This is a genomic window from Nocardia implantans (assembly GCF_035544775.1).
GTDB classification, from domain to species: domain Bacteria; phylum Actinomycetota; class Actinomycetes; order Mycobacteriales; family Mycobacteriaceae; genus Nocardia; species Nocardia implantans.
In genome coordinates, this window is the sequence record NZ_JAYKYQ010000021.1 from 1 (window position 1) to 16,796 (window position 16,796).

Below are 16,796 nucleotides of genomic sequence, written 5' to 3' on the forward strand. Positions count from 1 at the left end.
AACTCCCGCACCGCGAACACCGGCTCCGGCAACGCCGCCCGATCCAACTTCCCCACCGGCGTCAACGGAATCTCATCCAACACCATGATCGACGCCGGAATCATGTACGCGGGCAACGACTCGGCGAGGTGTTCCGCGAGCGCATCGGTGTCCACGTCGGCGCCGGGTCGCGGCAGCACGTAGGCCACCAGGGCGGTCGCGCCCGACGGCAGCGTCTTGCCCAGGGTGGCCGCGAAGTCGATGTCGGGATGGCTGGTGAGGGCGTTGTCGATCTCGCCCAATTCGATGCGGAAACCGCGGATCTTCACCTGGAAGTCCGAGCGGCCCAGATATTCGATGACACCGCCGTCGTTGCCCCCGGTCTCGGTGCGTCGTACCAGGTCGCCGGTGCGATACAGGCGCGCGCCCGGGTTGCCGCTGTCGGCGCCGAACGGGCTGGCGACGAATCGCTCCGCGGTCAGGCCCGGACGGTTGAGGTAGCCCTGCGCCAGCGCGGGACCGGACAGATACAGCTCGCCGACCACCCCGGCCGGCACCGGACGCAACCGCGAGTCCAGCACGAACGCGCCGACTCCCGGGATGGCCGTGCCGATCGTGATGGGTTCGCCCGGCGTCATCGGCGGCGTGCTGGTGGCCAGGATCGTCGCCTCGGTGGGGCCGTAGCCGTTGTAGAACTCGCGCTCGGCCGCCCAGCGTCCGACCAGCTCGGGGCCGAACTTGTCACCGGCCACGACCACGGCCTGCAGGTCGTCCAGTCCGTCCGGGTCCACCGATTCCAGCGCGCCAGGCGTGATGAGCATGTGCGTGACGTGCTCGCGGCGCAGCAGATCCGCCAGCTCGAAACCGCCGAACACCGTCGGCGGCGCGATCACCAGCGTCGCGCCGGAGGAGAAGGCCAGCAGCAGTTCCAGCACCGAGACGTCGAAGTTCGGCGAGCAGACGTGCAGGACGCGGGAGTCCTCCGTCACGCCGTAGTGCTCGCGCTCCGCCGCGACCAGCCCGGCCAGGCCGCTGTGGGTGACCACGACGCCCTTCGGCTTGCCCGTGGACCCGGAGGTGTAGATGACATAGGCCGGATGCCGCTCGTCCAGCGGGCGCACCCGGTCGGTGTAGGAGATGGGATGTTCCGGGCGCGCGGCGATGCGCGCGGCCTGCACCGGGTCGTCCAGCTCGATCCAGTACACGCCCGTGCCGAGCACGGGGCGGTGCGCCGAGGTGGTCAGGCCCACGGTGGCGCCGGAGTCGGCGACGATGTGGTTGATGCGGTCGGTGGGGTAGGTCGGATCCACCGGCACGTAGGCCGCGCCGGTCTTGGCGATCGCCCAGACGGCGAGCACCGACTCCACGCTGCGCGAGATTCCGATGGCGACCACGTCGCCGGGCCCGACACCGCGCTCGATCAGCTCCCTGGCCAGCCGCGAGGACGCCGCGTCCAGTTCGGCGTAGGTGAGCTCGCGATCGTCGGCCGGGTCCCCCGTCGGGTTGAACCGGATCGCGACTTCGGTGGCGGCGGACTCGACGGCGGCGGTGAGCAGCTGCGCGAAGAGCGGACTGCCCGACCTGCGGCGACGGCTACTGCGAGCAGAGCGACGGGCGGTTTCCATTCGAGTGCATTCACCTCTCGCATCGAGCCAGGACCCGGGCTCTACCCTGCTCAGGGCTTGTTAACCGGGGCCAGCGCGGACCGAGCAATCATATAAGGGGCTGACCACTGAACCCGCGCGCTGTATTGGATTGCCGCGGGTGCCGTCGCTACGGCCCCGCGCCCCCTGGTTGTGTGCTGTCCTCTCGTCGCACACCATCCGCCCCCCTGGAATCGGTGTCTTGCCTGATTCCTGCCGTTATATCGGTACGGACGCCGTCGTGTTGCAGGACCACCCCGATCGGTGAGCTTGCTCACAGCCATCCGCGCCGCGTGGCCTGCACCCCCGCCTGGAATCTCGTACTCGCCCCGAGCCGCTCCAGCAGCCGTGCGGTCCGGCGGACCACCGTGCGCCGGGACATCCCGAGCCGCCGGGCGATGGTGTCGTCGGTCGCGCCGAGTCCCATCAGGGTCAGGATCGCGCGATCGCGTTCGTCCAGCGCCTCCGCGGTCGGATTCACCGAGATGGGCGCGGCCATCGTCCACAGCACGTCGAAGGTCTTGATCAGCAACTCGAGCGTGGGCGATCCGGTGATGCGCAAACCCATCGGGTCGGGCCTGCGGTCGTCGGCGTGCAGCACCAGGCTGGCCCGTTCGTCGTCGCTGATGATCAGTTTGAACGGCGGCTCAGGCAGGGTTCTGGCCTGCGCGCCGCCCGCGTTGGTGGACAGCGCGTGGCGCAGGCGCTCCGGGTCCTGATAGACGGTGTCCTGGTACAAGGTCTGGTAGCGGATGCCTTCGGCGAGCCTGGTCCGTTTGAGTTCGAACAGCTGGCGCTCGCGCTCGGGATCGCTGAGATAGGGCCCGCGCTCGACCAGCTTGACGCAGCTGCGCGCGCCGGTCTGCATCTCTTCGAAATCCGCCAGCATTTCCAGCCGCTCGTACACCGGCACCACCGCGCCGTTGCCGCGCGGCGAGCGGCGCACCGAGCGGAACGTCTCGCTCAATCGTGCTGCGGCAGCGTGCATCTGGTTGATCTCCTGCTGCCTTCGCCGTGCCTCGGCTTCGGACAGCGATTCCGGCGCGTGCGCGTCCCACAGCGGTTCGCCCTCGGGCGACTCGATGCGGATCGCGGCGTGCAGTTCACACAACACATCCAGCGATTCCGCGGCCAGGTCTTCCGAAACGCCCAGGTACTGCGCGATATCGGCGAGACTCGACCGCGGATGGTGCACCAGCACGGCGTACGCGCGGCCGTGCGGTGACCCAGGCTCGAAGATGTCGCCCAGCTCGATCACGGCCCGAGCCTAGCGACCGACCGGTGCCCATGGGTCAGCTCCGCGAGACCCGCGCGCGAACCGCCTCCCACGTCACCGGGACGCGGGAGGCTACGCGGCGCGCAACCATGCGCTGATCGGAATAGCAAGCCGGACAGGAGAATCAGTGCGCGGACGGGCCCCACTCCAAGGGCACGCCCTTGGCGGCGAGGTAGGGCATCGGGTCGATCTTGGTGCCCGACTGGTCCCAGATCTCCAGGTGCAGGTGCGGACCGGTGGACTGCCCCCGGTTGCCCACGGTGGCGATCACGTCGCCCGCGTTCACCCGCTGGCCCGCGTGCACGAACATCTCGTTCACGTGGCCGTAGACCGCGGTGGTGCCGTCGTCCTGCAGCACGCGCACCCACAGACCGAAGCCGGAGGCGGGACCGGCCTCGATGACGGTGCCGTTGCTGACCGAGTGGATCGGCGCGCCCAGCGCGTCGGCGAAGTCGAGGCCGTAATGCATGGCGCCCCAACGGCTTCCGAAGCCGGAGCTGATCTCACCGGCCACCGGGCGCACCGCGGGCGCCGGGGCGACCTGCTGCTGCACGCCTTTGAGGGCCTGCTCGGCCTGCGCCAGGGGGGCGGCGAGTTCCGGAGGAAGATTGGGAATGCCGAACGGCGCGGCGACCGGGGCGGCGATCTGGCCCGCCACCGCGGCGGGCTCCGGCGCGGGCAGCGCCACCGGCTCGGCGGCGGCCTTCGCCTCGGCGACCGGGAGGATGCTCGTGCCCTTCACCGTGGCGGGCGCGGACTGCGCTTCCTCGTCGGTATCGTGCGAACCGGGGAGCAGCGGCGACGCGTAGGCGAGCGCGGGAGCGACCTGGCTGGCGGCGCCGATCAGGGCGCCTGCGGCGACCGCGGCGGTGGCGGCGGCCTTGACTCGCTCGGTGGCGGACGGTTCGGCGCGGTGCCGCGTCGGACGGCCCGTTTCGCCGCCGTCGCCGAGGAGGCTCTGGACGGTAATGGAACTGGGGCCTACACGGTGCTGCGACAAAGCTGAGTCCTCGGTCGTACAACAGGGTCCGGGATGCCGGGGCCCGAGCCGAACCGGTTCGATAACGTTCCGATGAAGCCGGGCAAATAACGGTTTGGCATCCGTTGTGACGGGAACTCTACCGCGTCGTGACCATTCCGCAACCTTCCGGCGGAAAAACGCTGGTGAGGCCTGGGTCACATGTCCAAATGAGCGCATGCGCGACAATCGGACCGTGATCATCGACGAGTTGGACGTTCCGATCGCGCTCGCCCCGATGGCGGGCGGCCCCTCCACCCCCGAGCTGACCGCCGCGGTGACCGAGGCGGGCGGTTTCGCCCAGCTCGCCGCCGGATATCTCAGCGCCGCCGACACCGCGGCGCGGATCGCGGCGACCCGCGCGGCCACCGGCAAGCCGTTCGGCGTGAACCTCTTCGTGCCAGGACCGCCGACTCCGGCCGCCGACCTCGCGGACTACTTGAACGAACTCGGCGCCGAACACGACCTCGGCGATCCGCGCTTCGACACCGACGACTGGGACGCCAAACTCGACCTGCTCGTCGCCGATCCGGTCGCAGCCGTGTCGTTCACCTTCGGCTGCCCGAGCCCAGCGGACATCGGACGGCTGCACGCCGCCGGCTCCGAAGTCTGGGTCACCGTCACCTCGGTGGCCGAGGCGCGCATCGCGGTCGAGGCGGGCGCCGACGTGCTCATCGCCCAGGGTGCGGAGGCGGGCGGCCACCGGGCGACGTTCACGGATCGTCGCGCCGACGACGCCACCGACCCGCTCGGCCTGCTGGCGCTGCTGCAATTGCTCGCCGCCGCCACCGATCGGCCGCTGGTGGCCTCCGGCGGCCTCGCGACGGGCGCGGGCATCGCCGCCGCGCTGGCGGCGGGCGCCGCGGCCGCGCAACTGGGCACGGCGTTCCTGCGCTGCCCCGAGGCGGGCACCAGCCAGGTGCACCGCGCCGCGCTGACCGCCGACACTCCGACGATGCTCACCCGCGCGTTCACCGGGCGCAGGGCACGCGGGTTGCGCAATCGATTCCTGGTGCGCCACACCGCAACAGCGCCGACCGGATACCCGGAGATCCACTACGCCACCGCCCCGCTGCGCGCCGCAGCACGGGCCGCGGGCAACCCCGACGAGGTCAACCTCTGGGCGGGTCAAACCCACGAGCTGGCACCGGAGCTACCCGCGGGCGAATTGGTCGCGACCCTGGCCGCCGACACGAAAGCCGCACTGGAAAAAGCTCTTTCACGCCGAATCCAGCATTATTGACAACGACTTTCGTTTAGACTTCAGTGGCATCGCATCGACGTCCAGCACTGGAGGAGAGCGCCATGTCCCTTGATGTCCCCACCGCACTACTCGAACGCGCCGAACGCGGCGAGGTCGACGACGCCGACTTCGTCGAGGTCGTGCGCAATTCGCTGCCATACGCCTGGGAGGTGGTCAGCCGCGTCGCCGGTGAACTGCGCTCCGGCACGGCCGAATTCGCCGACAACACGATCGCGCCGCCCGACGAGACGGCGCGTGGACAACTGCTGCGCGCCATGGCTTCCGACGCGATTCGCGGCGGACTGGAACGGCACTTCGGCGTGAAGCTCGCCTTCCAGAACTGCCACCGGGTCGCCGCGTTCCCGCTCTCCGCGGTCGGCGGCGATACCTACACCACGTTCATCGGCACCAGGGCCCAGCTGCTCAACCAGAGCCCGGAACTGCGCAACTGCTGATCCACGAACCGAACACCCGGCGCGGCAAACAGTTTCGCCCGCGCCGGGTGTTCTCGTGTGTCCGGCGCCGCGCCCGCGCGTCGCCGCCGCCCGCCGCGGCGGTCTGCGCGTAGGGTGAACCGCCATGAGCAGCAACGATCTTCGCGATGAGGTCGAGGTCCGGCTCGCGCCGTGGCGCGAACAGCTCGGGGCGGACCGCGCCGCCTACACCAATCACGTGCTGCGCGTTCTGGCGCTGTGCGACCTCATGGCCGACGACCGGCGAACTCCGCCGAGCACCCGCGAGGAATTCCTGACCGCGGCCGTTCTGCACGACATCGGCATCTGGTCGGCGGGCACCTTCGACTACCTCGCCCCCTCCTGCGATCAGGCGCGCGCCTGGCTGGCGAGCATCGACCGCGACGACCTGACCGCACTGGTGGTGGCGATGATCGACCAGCATCACAAGCTCCGCCCGGCGGGCCGGCCGCACGATCCGGTCGAGATCTTCCGGCGCGCCGACGCGATCGACGTCGAACTCGGTTTGTTCGGCCGGTTCGGCGTCTCCCGCCGGGCCTACCGCGAGCTGGCGAAACGCTATCCCGACCACGGCTTCCACCGCAGGCTCGTGACCCTCGCCGGCCGGCGGCTGCGCAGCCACCCCGCGTCACCACTGCCGATGCTGAAGTGGTGACGCGGGGCAGCGATATCAGGCGAGCGTGCTGACGTCCAGCTCACCGTCGGCGTACTGGCTGCGCAGCCGCTTCTTGTCGAACTTGCCCACGCTGGTCTTCGGCACCTCGGCGATGAAGGTCCAGCGTTCCGGCAGCTGCCATTTGGCGAACTTGTCGGCGAGAAAGTCGCGCAACTCCTCCGGCTTGGCCTCGGCTCCCTCGGCCAGCACCACCGCCACCAGCGGGCGCTCGTCCCACTTCTGGTCCGGCACGCCGATCACCGCCGCCTCGGCGACGGCGGGGTGCCCGATCACGGCGTTCTCCAGATCCACCGACGAGATCCACTCGCCACCGGACTTGATCACGTCCTTGGACCGGTCCACCAGGGTGAGATAGCCGTCCGGGCTGATCTTGCCGACATCGCCGGTGCGCAGCCAGCCGTCGTGGAACTTCTCCGGATCGACCGCAGCGCCGTCCGGCGAATAGTACGAGCCGGTGATCCACGGACCGCGCACTTCCAGCTCACCCAGCGACTCACCGTCGTTGGGCACCACGCCGTCGTCGCCGACCAGACGCGCTTGCACGCCGGCGGGAAAGCGGCCCTGGGTCACCCGGTAGGCCCACTTCTGCTCGTCGGTGACCGCCGTGGCGGGCGGATGCGCCACGCTGCCCAGCGGCGAGGTCTCGGTCATGCCCCACGCGTGCAGCACCCGCACGCCGTGGGAGTCCTCGAAGGTGCGCATCATCGACGGCGGGACCGCGGAGCCGCCGACCACCACCGCGCGCAGATGCGTGATGTCCTGCGGATTCGCCGCCAGCGCCGCCAGCACCCCGCCCCAGATGGTCGGCACCGCGGCGGCGAAGGACGGCTGCTGCGCGGCCATCATCTCCAGCAGCGGCCCCGGCTGCAGGAACCGGTCCGGCATCAGCAGATTCGCGCCGGACATCAGCGCCGCGTACGGCAGGCCCCAGGCGTTCGCGTGGAACAGCGGGACGATGGCCAGGATGTTGTCGGTTTCGAACAGGCCCATCCCGTTGTTCGCGGCGACCTGCATGGCGTGCAGCCAATTCGAGCGGTGCGAGTACACCACGCCCTTCGGGTCGCCCGTGGTGCCGGAGGTGTAGCACATCGCCGCGGCGGAGCGCTCGTCGATCACCGGGAAGTCGTAGGTGTCCGGCTGCCCGCCGAGCAACTCGGTGTAGGCGTGCACCTGCACACCCTCCGGCGCGGTGAGCGTGGCCGCGTCGCCGTTGACCACGATGACGTGGCGGACGGTCGTCAGGTGCGGCAGGATCTGGCCGAACAGCGGCACCAGCGTGCCGTCCACCAGCACCACCTGGTCTTCGGCGTGATTGGCCACGTACACGACCTGGTCGGGGAACAACCGGATGTTCAGCGCGTGCAGCACCGCGCCCATCGCGGGCACCGCGATGTAGGCAACCAAGTGCTCGTTGTTGTTCCACATGAACGTGCCGACCCGGTCGCCGACCCCGATGCCGAGCCCGCGCAGCGCGTTCGCCAACCGCGCCGATTCGGCGCCGACCTCGCGATAGGTCATGGTGCGCACGCCGGTGCCGGTCCACGTGGACACGGTGGAATCCCCGGCGAACGTCGATGCGTAGCGCAGCAACGTGGCCAACGACAACGGCTCGTCCTGCATAGTGCTCAACATCGGAACTCCTTTTTCTTCGGTGACTTCCCGTCAGAAAGCCAAGTCGGTTGCGGCCACCTTCGGGGCTTCGATGCGCTCCCGTGCGGCAACCCCACCCCGCGGGTCACTTCGGGAGACAGAACGCGCGCGTGGCCCGGCGCCCGCTGGACAACGGCTCGCCCACGGGCCCGGAGGGCCGGCTGCGCAGCGATGCGGCGCTGCAATTCGCGCTCGGCGTTCTCGCGGACGAAGCCGACAGCGGCCGGATGCGCCTCAGGGCCGATCGAGGCGCGGTCGCGATCTTCCGCGTCGTGACCGCGGAGAACCAGGTCGGGCAGGTCAGGGAAAGTCGGGACACGCGGCGGCATGGTTCAGCACGCATCGACCATGAGCCACATCACACGGGGGATGCTACCCAACGGTAGGCCGCCTCGGGCAGCGGTGGCGAGCCAAGACCCGCGCATCCATCCGAGGGCATACGCCATCAGTTTCCGCTGGTCAGCTCGGCGCTCCGATCTCAGGTCCGAACGGTCCCGTCGACCACCACTTCGGTGTGCGCCGGGTAGGCGTGCACCACCGCCGTGTCCAGCTCGGGCACCACATGGGTCAGGGCGTGCTGGGCCTCGTGCGCGACGCGATGGGCTTGCGCCAGCGTGATCGTCGGGGCCACGTCGAGTTCCACATCGGCGTGCAACCGGTGACCGATCCAGCGCATCCGCAGGCTGCGCACGCTCTGCACGCCCGGCTCGGCGGCCAGCGCCCGCTCGGCCGCGGTGACCATCCCCGGCTCGACGGCGTCCATCAGACGACGCAGCACGTCGCGTGCCGCGGTTCGCAGCACGGCGAGGATCGCGACGGTGATGAGCAGCCCGACGATCGGGTCGGCGAGCGGGAAGCCGAGTGCCACTCCGCCCGCGCCGAACAGCACGGCCAGCGAGGTGAACCCGTCGGTGCGCGCGTGCAGGCCGTCGGCGACCAGCGCCGCCGAGCCGATCCGCCGGCCGACGCGGATCCGGTACAGCGCGACCGTCTCGTTGCCGATGAACCCGACCAACCCGGCCGCGGCAACCCAGCCAAGATGCTCGAGCGGCTGCGGATCGAGCAGCCTGCGCACCGCCTCGTATCCGGCGATCAACGCCGACAAGGCGATCATCGCGACGACGAAGAGACCGGCCAGGTCCTCCGCGCGGCCGAAGCCGTAGGTGTAGCGACGGGTCGCGGCCTTGCGGCCGAGCGCGAACGCGATCCACAGCGGGACCGCCGTCAGCGCGTCGCCGAAGTTGTGCACGGTGTCGGCGGCAAGGGCCACCGAGCCGGACGCGGCGACGATCACCAGTTGCAGCACCGCGGTGCACCCGAGCACGACCAGGCTGATCTCCACCGCCCTGATGCCGATCGCGCTGGATTCCAGCGCGTCGTCCATGCTGTCGGCGGCGTCATGGCTGTGCGGGACGAAGATCTCCCGCAGAACGCCGAACGGACCGGAACGATGCCGGTGATGTCCGTCGTGGTGGTGGTGCCGATGGGTCATGCGCTCGCCTCGTCTCGGCCGGGGACTTCGCGCAGCGCGCCGGCCCCACGATGATGCGCGGGAACACCGGGCCCCGCGTGCTCGGCGTTGTACACCGCGTCCACCACCAACTGGCGGACGTGCTCGTTCTCCAAGCGATAGAAGATCGTCGTCCCCGCTCGGCGGGTGTTCACCAACCGCGCCATGCGCAGTTTGGCCAGATGCTGCGACACCGAAGGCGCCGGCTTGCCGACCTGGCCGGCCAAGTCGTTCACCGACAGTTCGCGGTCGACCAGCGCCCAGAGCACTTGCACCCGAGTGGGATCGGCGAGCATCCGGAACACCTCGACAACCAGTCCGACCTGATCCTCCGCGAGACGCGGACGCAGTTCCTGGTTATCTGCATTCATACGCAGATACTAGAGCAGGACGGGGCACCGTTACCAGCGCTCCGGGCCGATGTGGCGGCGGCACCCCCTGCGTTGCCGCCGACACACCGGTCGACCCCGAAACCCGAACAGGTCTTCTGTCTTAGTCGACGGTCGCGTCGGTGCGCCAGGCGAGCGGACTGATATCACCTGAATGAGACAAACCGATCGGCACGACGTTCCCGCCATGTGGGCATACGTCCGGAGGGGTGGCGGTGACCAGTGTGAATGCCTCAGCGTCGCAGCGACGTTCACGCGCACCTGCGCGCACAGCTGCACGTGCAGTACGGCCGTTCCGGCGCTGCACCGCGCTCCGATCGGAACATTCCGCACCGATCCGTGGTATCCGGCGCGATCCGGCCCGAGCCGTGCGGCCCGGCCGCGACCCGTTCGACGGCCACCCGCCGACATGAACGAGCCGTCGGGCGCCCGACCACTACCCCGTTACTGTGAATCACGAGAGACGCACCGAGCGACCGTGGAGTAGACGACATGCCAGTGGACCGAATGCTGCCCACCCCCGAGGCCAGGGACCTGCTGGAACTGACCCGCGACATCGCCGACAAGGTGCTCGAACCGCGCGTGGCCGAGTGCGAGAAGACCGGGATCTTCCCCGACGGCGTCTTCCCCGCGCTGGGCGCGGCCGGGCTGCTCAGCCTGCCTTATCCCGAGGAATACGGCGGCGGCGCGCAGCCCTACGAGGTGTATCTCCAGGTGCTCGAGGAACTGGCCGCCCGCTGGGCCGCCGTCGCGGTCGCCGTCAGCGTGCACAGCCTGTCGTGCCATCCGCTGTTCACCTTCGGCACCGAGGAGCAGAAGCAACGCTGGCTGGCCGACATGCTCTCCGGCGAGACCATCGGCGCCTACAGCCTGTCCGAGCCGCACGCCGGGTCCGACGCGGCCGCGTTGCGCTGCCGCGCCACCCCGGTGGCGGACGGCTACCGGATCACCGGCGCCAAAGCCTGGATCACCAACGGTGGTCGCGCCGACTTCTACACCCTGTTCGCCCGCACCGGCGAAGGTTCCCGCGGCATCTCCTGCTTCCTGGTCCCCCGCGACACCGAAGGGCTCAGCTTCGGCAAACCGGAGGAGAAGATGGGCCTGCGCGCCGTGCCCACCACCACCGCCGCCTACGACGACGCGTTCCTGCCCGCCGAACGTCGCGTCGGCGCCGAGGGACAGGGACTCTCGATCGCCTTCAGCGCCTTGGACTCCGGCCGCCTCGGCATCGCCGCGGTCGCCACCGGACTGGCGCAGCGCGCCCTCGACGAGGCCGTCGCCTACGCCAAGGAGCGCGAGGCGTTCGGCCGCCACATCATCGACCATCAGGGGCTCGGCTTCGTCCTCGCCGACATGGCCGCCGCGGTGGATTCCGCTCGCGCCACCTACCTCGACGCCGCCCGCCGCCGCGACGCGGGCCTGCCGTACTCGCGCCAGGCCAGCGTGGCCAAGCTCGTCGCCACCGACGCCGCCATGAAGGTCACCACCGACGCGGTCCAAGTCTTCGGCGGCTACGGCTACACCCAGGACTTCCCGGTCGAGCGCTACATGCGCGAAGCCAAAGTGATGCAGATCTTCGAGGGCACCAACCAGATTCAGCGTCTGGTCATCGCGCGCCAGCTCGCCGGGAACTGATGCCACAGGTGGCCGTAAATGCCGATTGAATGACCGCGGATGTCTTCGGACCTGCGGATACCGGCTCGTACCCTGAGAAGATGACGACGCCGTCCATCATCATCATCGGGGCCGGATTCGGTGGGCTCGGCATCGCGCTGGAGCTGCGGCGGGCCGGGCTGGACAACTTCACTATCCTGGAGCGCGCCACCGACCTCGGCGGCGTCTGGCGCGAGAACACCTATCCCGGCGCGGCCTGCGACGTGCCTTCCCCGCTGTACTCCTGGTCCTACGAGCCGAAATCCGATTGGCCGCGGCGTTTCTCCGAACAGCGCGACATCCACGACTACATGCGTGGCGTCGCCGACCGGCACGGCCTACGGCGCTTCATCCGCTTCGGCACCGAAGTGACCGACGCGGAGTTCGACGAGCGCACCGGCCAGTGGACCGTCCGCACCGCCGACGGGGCGCAACTGACCGCCGACATCCTCGTCCCCGCCGTCGGCCAGCTGTCGCGCCCAGCGCTGCCGAACATTCCCGGCATCGACACCTTCACCGGCCCCGCCTTCCACTCCGCCGAATGGGACCACGACGTCGACCTGACCGGCAAGCGCATCGCCTGCATCGGCACCGGGGCCAGCGCGATCCAGTACATCCCGCGCATCCAGCCGACCGCGGGCCACCTCACGCTGTTCCAGCGCTCCGCCGCCTGGGTGCTGCCGAAGGCCGACGTCGAGTACAGCGCTGTACACCATGCGCTGTTCAAATACTTCCCGCCCAGCCGGCTCGCCGAGCGCTTCGCCATCTGGTCGATCTTCGAATTGCTCGCCCTCGGCCTGACCGACATCCCGTCGATCAAGACTCCCGTGATCGCGTTGGCCGACCGGCACCGGGAAAAGCAGGTCCCCGACCCGGAACTGCGCGCGAAGCTGACCCCTGACTACGCGGCCGGGTGCAAGCGCGGACTGTTCTCCAACGAATATTTTCCCGCGCTGGCGCAGCCGAACGTCACCGTGGAGACCACCGCCATCGAGGCGATCACGCCGACCGGCGTCCGCACCGCCGACGGCGTCGAGCACGAAGTGGACGTCATCATCTTCGGCACCGGCTTCAAGGGCACCGAGTTCCTGGCGCCGATCAACATCTACGGCCTCGGCGGGCGCAAGCTGGCCGATGTCTGGGGCGACGAAGGCGCGCGCGCCTACCTCGGTCTCTCGGTGCCCCAGTTCCCCAACCTGTTCATGATGTACGGCCCGAACACCAACGTCGGCGCCGGCTCCATCATCTACATGCTCGAGTCCCAGGCCCGCTACATCCGCCAGGTCGTGCAATACCTGGCCGATCGCCCCGGCCGCTACCTCGCCGCCCGCCCGGCCGCGGAGCAGCGCTGGGACGCCTGGTTGCAGAAGCGGTTGAAGGACACACCGTGGAACTTCTGCTCCAGCTGGTACCGCAACGCCTCAGGCCGCATCACCAACAACTGGCCCGGGGCCACCGTGCTCTACCGCTGGAAGACCAGGACTTTCGACCCCGCCGACTACGACGAGGCGCAGGCGCCCGCGAAGCCGTGACCGCACACTCAGCGAGACCTCAGCAAGCCGACAGTAAACTGGCATTGTCCGAGATCCCGCGGAAGAGGTGCCCATGTTGTGGCTGCTTATCGCCCTTGTCCTCGGCGCGCTGATCGTCCTCCTGATATGGCAGTCACAACAGGGCGAACAGCGTAGAGCCACCGAGCTGGCCGACGCGCTCGCCGACGCCAGGCAAGTGAACGAACGGCTGGGCGGCCAGGTCTACAGCCTCTCCGGCAGCAACGACGCCGCCACGCAGGCACTAGCCGACGCCTCCGAACGACATCTCGCGGCCGGCGCGCAACTCGATCAGGCCCGCACGCCCACCCAGGCCCGGCTGGCGAAACAGACCGCGTTGGAAGGGCTCTACTACATCAGGGCCGCACGCACCGCGATGCACATGGACCCCGGCCCCGCGATCCCCGGCCTCGACGGCCAAGACACCGCCGGGCAGGTGACCGAGAAACGCGTAGTCGAGTACGAGGGCAGGCAGATCGCAGCCGCCCCCGACCCCTCGGCCTCGACCCCGAACTACTACCCCGGCGGCCGAGTGGCCGGACGCCCGGTACCCGCCGGGTGGTACTCCGAGCCCTGGTGGAAGCCCGCGATGGTCGCGGGCGCCTGGGGCATCGGCTCCGCCCTCCTGTTCACCTCCCTGTTCTCCGGAATGTCCGGAGTCGGCTACGACGCCCACGGCTTCGAGAGCGGTTACGGCGAGGGCTTCCAAGACGGACTGGCCGCGGACGGCGGCGGGTATGACCAGGGTGGGGATTACTCCGGTGGGTACGACGGAGGCGACTACTCCGGCGGCAACGACGCCGGAGGCGGTTACGACGGCGGAGGCGGCTACGACGGCGGCTACGACGCAGGCGGCGGCTTCGACGCAGGCGGCTTCGACGGAGGCTTCTGACCCCTCCACCAGCCCTCCCGACAGCGATGCGGACTCCGAGCCAGATACCCGGTAGACTGCGAACGTCCCGGGCGGGCCACAAACCCACCCACCCAGCCTTCGTAGCTCAGGGGATAGAGCACCGCTCTCCTAAAGCGGGTGTCGCAGGTTCGAATCCTGCCGAGGGCACCAACATCATGGGCAACTTTTTCAGTTGTTGCCCTACCTGCGACGGGCCGTGTGCTGGTTTGGTTTGATGCTGGCGGCGGTTCGGCGGCGGGTTCCGGGGGTGCGATAGCGGTCAGCGCGGCGGTGGCTTGTGCGGCGGCGGGGAGTGTTTCCGTGGTCAGTGTGGCGTGGATGGTGGCACGTTTGGTGTCGTGGTCGTAGACGATCTCGAGACCGAACGCCTCGTACAGGTCGCGTTGCAGGGCGTCGGGGGCGTTGGTGAGTTGCAGCGCGAGTCGGGGTAGGTCTTCGATCAGGTCGGGCTCGTTCGGTGGTCGTCGGGCGGCCTGTTCGCGCAGGGCCTCCAGAGCGGTGTTCTGACTGCCCCGGACCGTGCGCGTCGCGGTGTTCGCCGATATCTTCGGCGACCTCAACCAGTTGATCGGCAGCGAGGTAGCGCCCCGAAGTGCAGCCTGGTTCAGAATCCGGGTACCGGCTCTCGAAGTGCGGCAACGAGATAGGCGCATCTACTGCTTCGCCACTGCATGCCCTAGCTACCGGTGAGAGTCAGAAGTGTTGGCCGAGAACCACTATCGAAAGATGACGATCCGCGAGGTGAGGATACGGTACTGGCATATCTGGAACTATCGATTCGATAGACGGCGCCTGCTTCCTCCGGCCTGCAAGAGGAAACCGGCAGGGCTTGATCAGTCGTCGATGGATCGTGACCGCCGCTCCACCTCACGCTGTGCCGCACGATCGGCAGCAAGAGCAGCGCTTCCCGAAGTGATGTCGGGTCCTCATCTAGAGGGCCGAGCATCGACTCCCATTCGGCGAGGTGCTCATTGAGAAGCTCGCACCACAGTGGCACGCCCAGCAACTTTTCCGCAACGCGCGGGCGATCTGTGCGACCAGCACTATCTGGGCATACTGAGGCCATTTGCCCAGGAGATAAAAGCGCTTTCTTCATTGGACCTAGGGGTCAGTGGACGCTGGCAGTAGTTGAGGATATTAACCGCTGGGCCCAGCGTTGCGCCCAGCATTGCCTTGAAAGTGGCATTCTGGGACGAGGAGTACTCATCGAAGACTGTCAACGTCGCGCGTTCGAAGACTTCGATATCTATCTCGTACATATCGCTGGCGATCGCTGTCAAGCCGGTTGCAGTACCCAACACCGAGCAAGTGTCGGTATACATGCGTACGAACAGGTCGCCTACCCGCAACGACGGACTCCATACTGTCTGGTCACCAACCTCGAATGCGTAGCTCATCATGCCCACTCTACTAGAATCTGGACGCCAGGATTTTTGATACGCATCTTCTCCACTGCAGCCTCTACCTGCGCCTGGAAATTGGGATCGGCGCCAGGGGTCGTGAACCGGAGTCCGATGGGAGCCTGCTCATAGCCATCGATATACTGTCGAGCCTCGATGTAGGACCCCAACTTCTTTTCCACCTGTTTCGCAATCCATTTGTCAACATCGGCGGCATCCGTGGCCGACTTCTCCTCCCATAGGACTCCATTATCGACTTCATCAATATCGGTGATTGTCTTGGACGTATCATTCGGATTGTCGATCTGCACTTCTCGATCCCCGTCCTTCACATGATATTTTCCGTCGCTCCCCAGGTGTGGTCGGCGTGGATCAGTGAACGTGACATCCTTTTTTGGGTCCGATGTAGTGAGGAGTATCGGTAGTCCGACAATAGTGGGCAGCCCGCCCGTCGTCAGAGCAGCCACGGAAAAGGCGAAGCCGCCGAGCGCGGTGAGGAATGTGTTGGCAGGACCAGCCAAAGCTCCGGCAGCCTGGTTCAGGAAATCGATCTCTTCTTGGCGATCGGTGGGTGTTTTTTGCCCATTCGGTGTCTTTTGCTTTGTTGGTGGCTCTTTGACCTGCACCATCGAACGCCCGATCTGAATGGCGGTGACGACAACCACCATGGTGAACTGAGTGTTCATGTCCGAGCGCATCGTGGTCAAAGCAACCTTGTGGGCGTCGACTGCGGCTGCGATGTCGCGGGCAGCGGCTTCGATGTCGCCGACGCTGTCAGCGAGCGTGCGAAGGTGGCCTACGAGGTTCGGGATGTCTTTCGGGACGTTGGATCCGTAGCCACGCTCAAGCCCGGAGGCGACCACTAACAGTCGTCCCTTACCGGTGTACACGGGGTCTGAATGAGCGAAGGTCTTCCATGCGGTTGCGGCGCGCGCCAGCTTGTCGGTGTCCCCGTCAGGGACTTCGCCGCCAGAGACAAGCGCAGTGACCTTGTCCTGCAGTTCGGTCCAGTCCGTCTCGAGTCCGCGGCTGTAAGTCCCCGATGACGCGACACCGTTAACTATGCCGGGGCCGTAAGGTAGTTCCGAGGGGAAACCGCTGGGCAACGATGGTGGGGCGCCCTTGTTGGGGTCGCGGTTGGCTTTGTACTCCGCGTACTTCCAGTTGTAGCCAGCCGCAGTCAAAACGTCCCCGAAGTGCTGCAATGCCCGCGCGAAGCTGGTCGCCACCAGCGTCACTGCGCCGGCGCGGTCATCATAGGCTTTCGACCACGTCTTGACCGCCTGGTAGCCACCGGCCATCGCGCTGGTTTCCAAAAGGACACGTTGCATCGCGTTGTAGACGGTTTGGAATTTCTCCGACAGGTCGTAGCATTCCTTGGCCGCGCTCTCATAGGACTGTGGGGAAATTGAGCCCACTGAGT

Annotated in this window: 14 protein-coding genes and 1 tRNA gene; 7 read left to right on the top strand and 8 right to left on the bottom strand. The window is 67.9% G+C overall.

The features are described from left to right. The 3 genes from U3653_RS31965 to U3653_RS31975 form a co-directional block, all read right to left on the bottom strand. A partial coding sequence (locus U3653_RS31965; RefSeq protein WP_195083195.1) for an amino acid adenylation domain-containing protein occupies window positions 1-1,604 on the bottom strand: 1,604 nt, incomplete at its 3' end. 292 nt (window positions 1,605-1,896) lie between these two features. Continuing rightward, on the bottom strand, window positions 1,897-2,880 hold the full coding sequence (locus tag U3653_RS31970) for a LuxR C-terminal-related transcriptional regulator (protein WP_195083196.1): 984 nt from the start codon (window positions 2,878-2,880) through the stop codon (window positions 1,897-1,899). Between the two features lie 142 nt (window positions 2,881-3,022). Then, the gene (locus U3653_RS31975) at window positions 3,023-3,898 is read right to left on the bottom strand and encodes a M23 family metallopeptidase (RefSeq protein WP_195083197.1); all 876 of its coding nucleotides are present in this window, start codon (window positions 3,896-3,898) and stop codon (window positions 3,023-3,025) included. Window positions 3,899-4,094: 196 nt separating this feature from the next. Here U3653_RS31975 and U3653_RS31980 point away from each other — a divergent pair, with 196 nt between their 5' ends. From U3653_RS31980 to U3653_RS31990, 3 genes are all read left to right on the top strand, one after another. Then, window positions 4,095-5,159, top strand: coding sequence for a nitronate monooxygenase (locus tag U3653_RS31980; protein WP_195083198.1), 1,065 nt, complete (start codon window positions 4,095-4,097; stop codon window positions 5,157-5,159). A gap of 62 nt (window positions 5,160-5,221) precedes the next feature. Further along, entirely contained in the window at window positions 5,222-5,614 is a 393-nt protein-coding gene (locus U3653_RS31985) for an SCO5389 family protein (protein WP_195083199.1), read from the top strand. Between the two features lie 124 nt (window positions 5,615-5,738). Then, a complete protein-coding gene (locus U3653_RS31990; RefSeq protein WP_195083200.1) occupies window positions 5,739-6,287 on the top strand; it encodes an HD domain-containing protein in 549 nt (182 codons plus the stop codon). A gap of 15 nt (window positions 6,288-6,302) precedes the next feature. Here the strand turns inward: U3653_RS31990 and U3653_RS31995 are convergent, their stop codons facing one another. The 3 genes from U3653_RS31995 to U3653_RS32005 all read right to left on the bottom strand — a co-directional run bounded on the left by U3653_RS31995 (window position 6,303) and on the right by U3653_RS32005 (window position 9,839). Then, window positions 6,303-7,940 carry a long-chain fatty acid--CoA ligase gene (locus U3653_RS31995; RefSeq protein WP_195083201.1) on the bottom strand — a complete coding sequence of 546 codons (1,638 nt, stop codon included), beginning with the start codon at window positions 7,938-7,940 and terminating at the stop codon, window positions 6,303-6,305. A 496-nt stretch (window positions 7,941-8,436) separates the two neighbouring features. Next, window positions 8,437-9,450: a cation diffusion facilitator family transporter gene (locus U3653_RS32000; RefSeq protein WP_195083202.1), complete on the bottom strand. Its 1,014-nt coding sequence runs from the start codon at window positions 9,448-9,450 to the stop codon at window positions 8,437-8,439. Continuing rightward, window positions 9,447-9,839 (bottom strand): ArsR/SmtB family transcription factor, encoded by a 393-nt coding sequence (locus U3653_RS32005; RefSeq protein ID WP_195083203.1) that lies wholly within the window; start codon window positions 9,837-9,839, stop codon window positions 9,447-9,449. The genes U3653_RS32000 and U3653_RS32005 overlap by 4 nt, the downstream gene beginning before the upstream one ends. 510 nt (window positions 9,840-10,349) lie before the next feature. Here U3653_RS32005 and U3653_RS32010 point away from each other — a divergent pair. From U3653_RS32010 to U3653_RS32025, 4 genes are all read left to right on the top strand, one after another. Then, window positions 10,350-11,492, top strand: coding sequence for an acyl-CoA dehydrogenase family protein (locus U3653_RS32010; RefSeq protein ID WP_195083204.1), 1,143 nt, complete (start codon window positions 10,350-10,352; stop codon window positions 11,490-11,492). Between the two features lie 80 nt (window positions 11,493-11,572). Continuing rightward, entirely contained in the window at window positions 11,573-13,042 is a 1,470-nt protein-coding gene (locus U3653_RS32015; protein ID WP_195083205.1) for a flavin-containing monooxygenase, read from the top strand. 76 nt (window positions 13,043-13,118) lie between these two features. Next, a complete protein-coding gene (locus U3653_RS32020; RefSeq protein ID WP_195083266.1) occupies window positions 13,119-13,952 on the top strand; it encodes a DUF1542 domain-containing protein in 834 nt (277 codons plus the stop codon). A 95-nt stretch (window positions 13,953-14,047) separates the two neighbouring features. Continuing rightward, a tRNA-Arg gene (locus U3653_RS32025) sits at window positions 14,048-14,123 on the top strand. Window positions 14,124-15,016: 893 nt separating this feature from the next. On the opposite strand, the gene U3653_RS32030 is transcribed toward U3653_RS32025, so the two are convergent. Both U3653_RS32030 and U3653_RS32035 read right to left on the bottom strand, forming a co-directional pair. Further along, on the bottom strand, window positions 15,017-15,370 hold the full coding sequence (locus U3653_RS32030; RefSeq protein ID WP_195083206.1) for a DUF6086 family protein: 354 nt from the start codon (window positions 15,368-15,370) through the stop codon (window positions 15,017-15,019). Continuing rightward, window positions 15,370-16,791, bottom strand: coding sequence for a hypothetical protein (locus tag U3653_RS32035; RefSeq protein WP_195083207.1), 1,422 nt, complete (start codon window positions 16,789-16,791; stop codon window positions 15,370-15,372). Before U3653_RS32035 ends, U3653_RS32030 begins: the two co-directional genes overlap by 1 nt. Window positions 16,792-16,796: the final 5 nt, after the last annotated feature.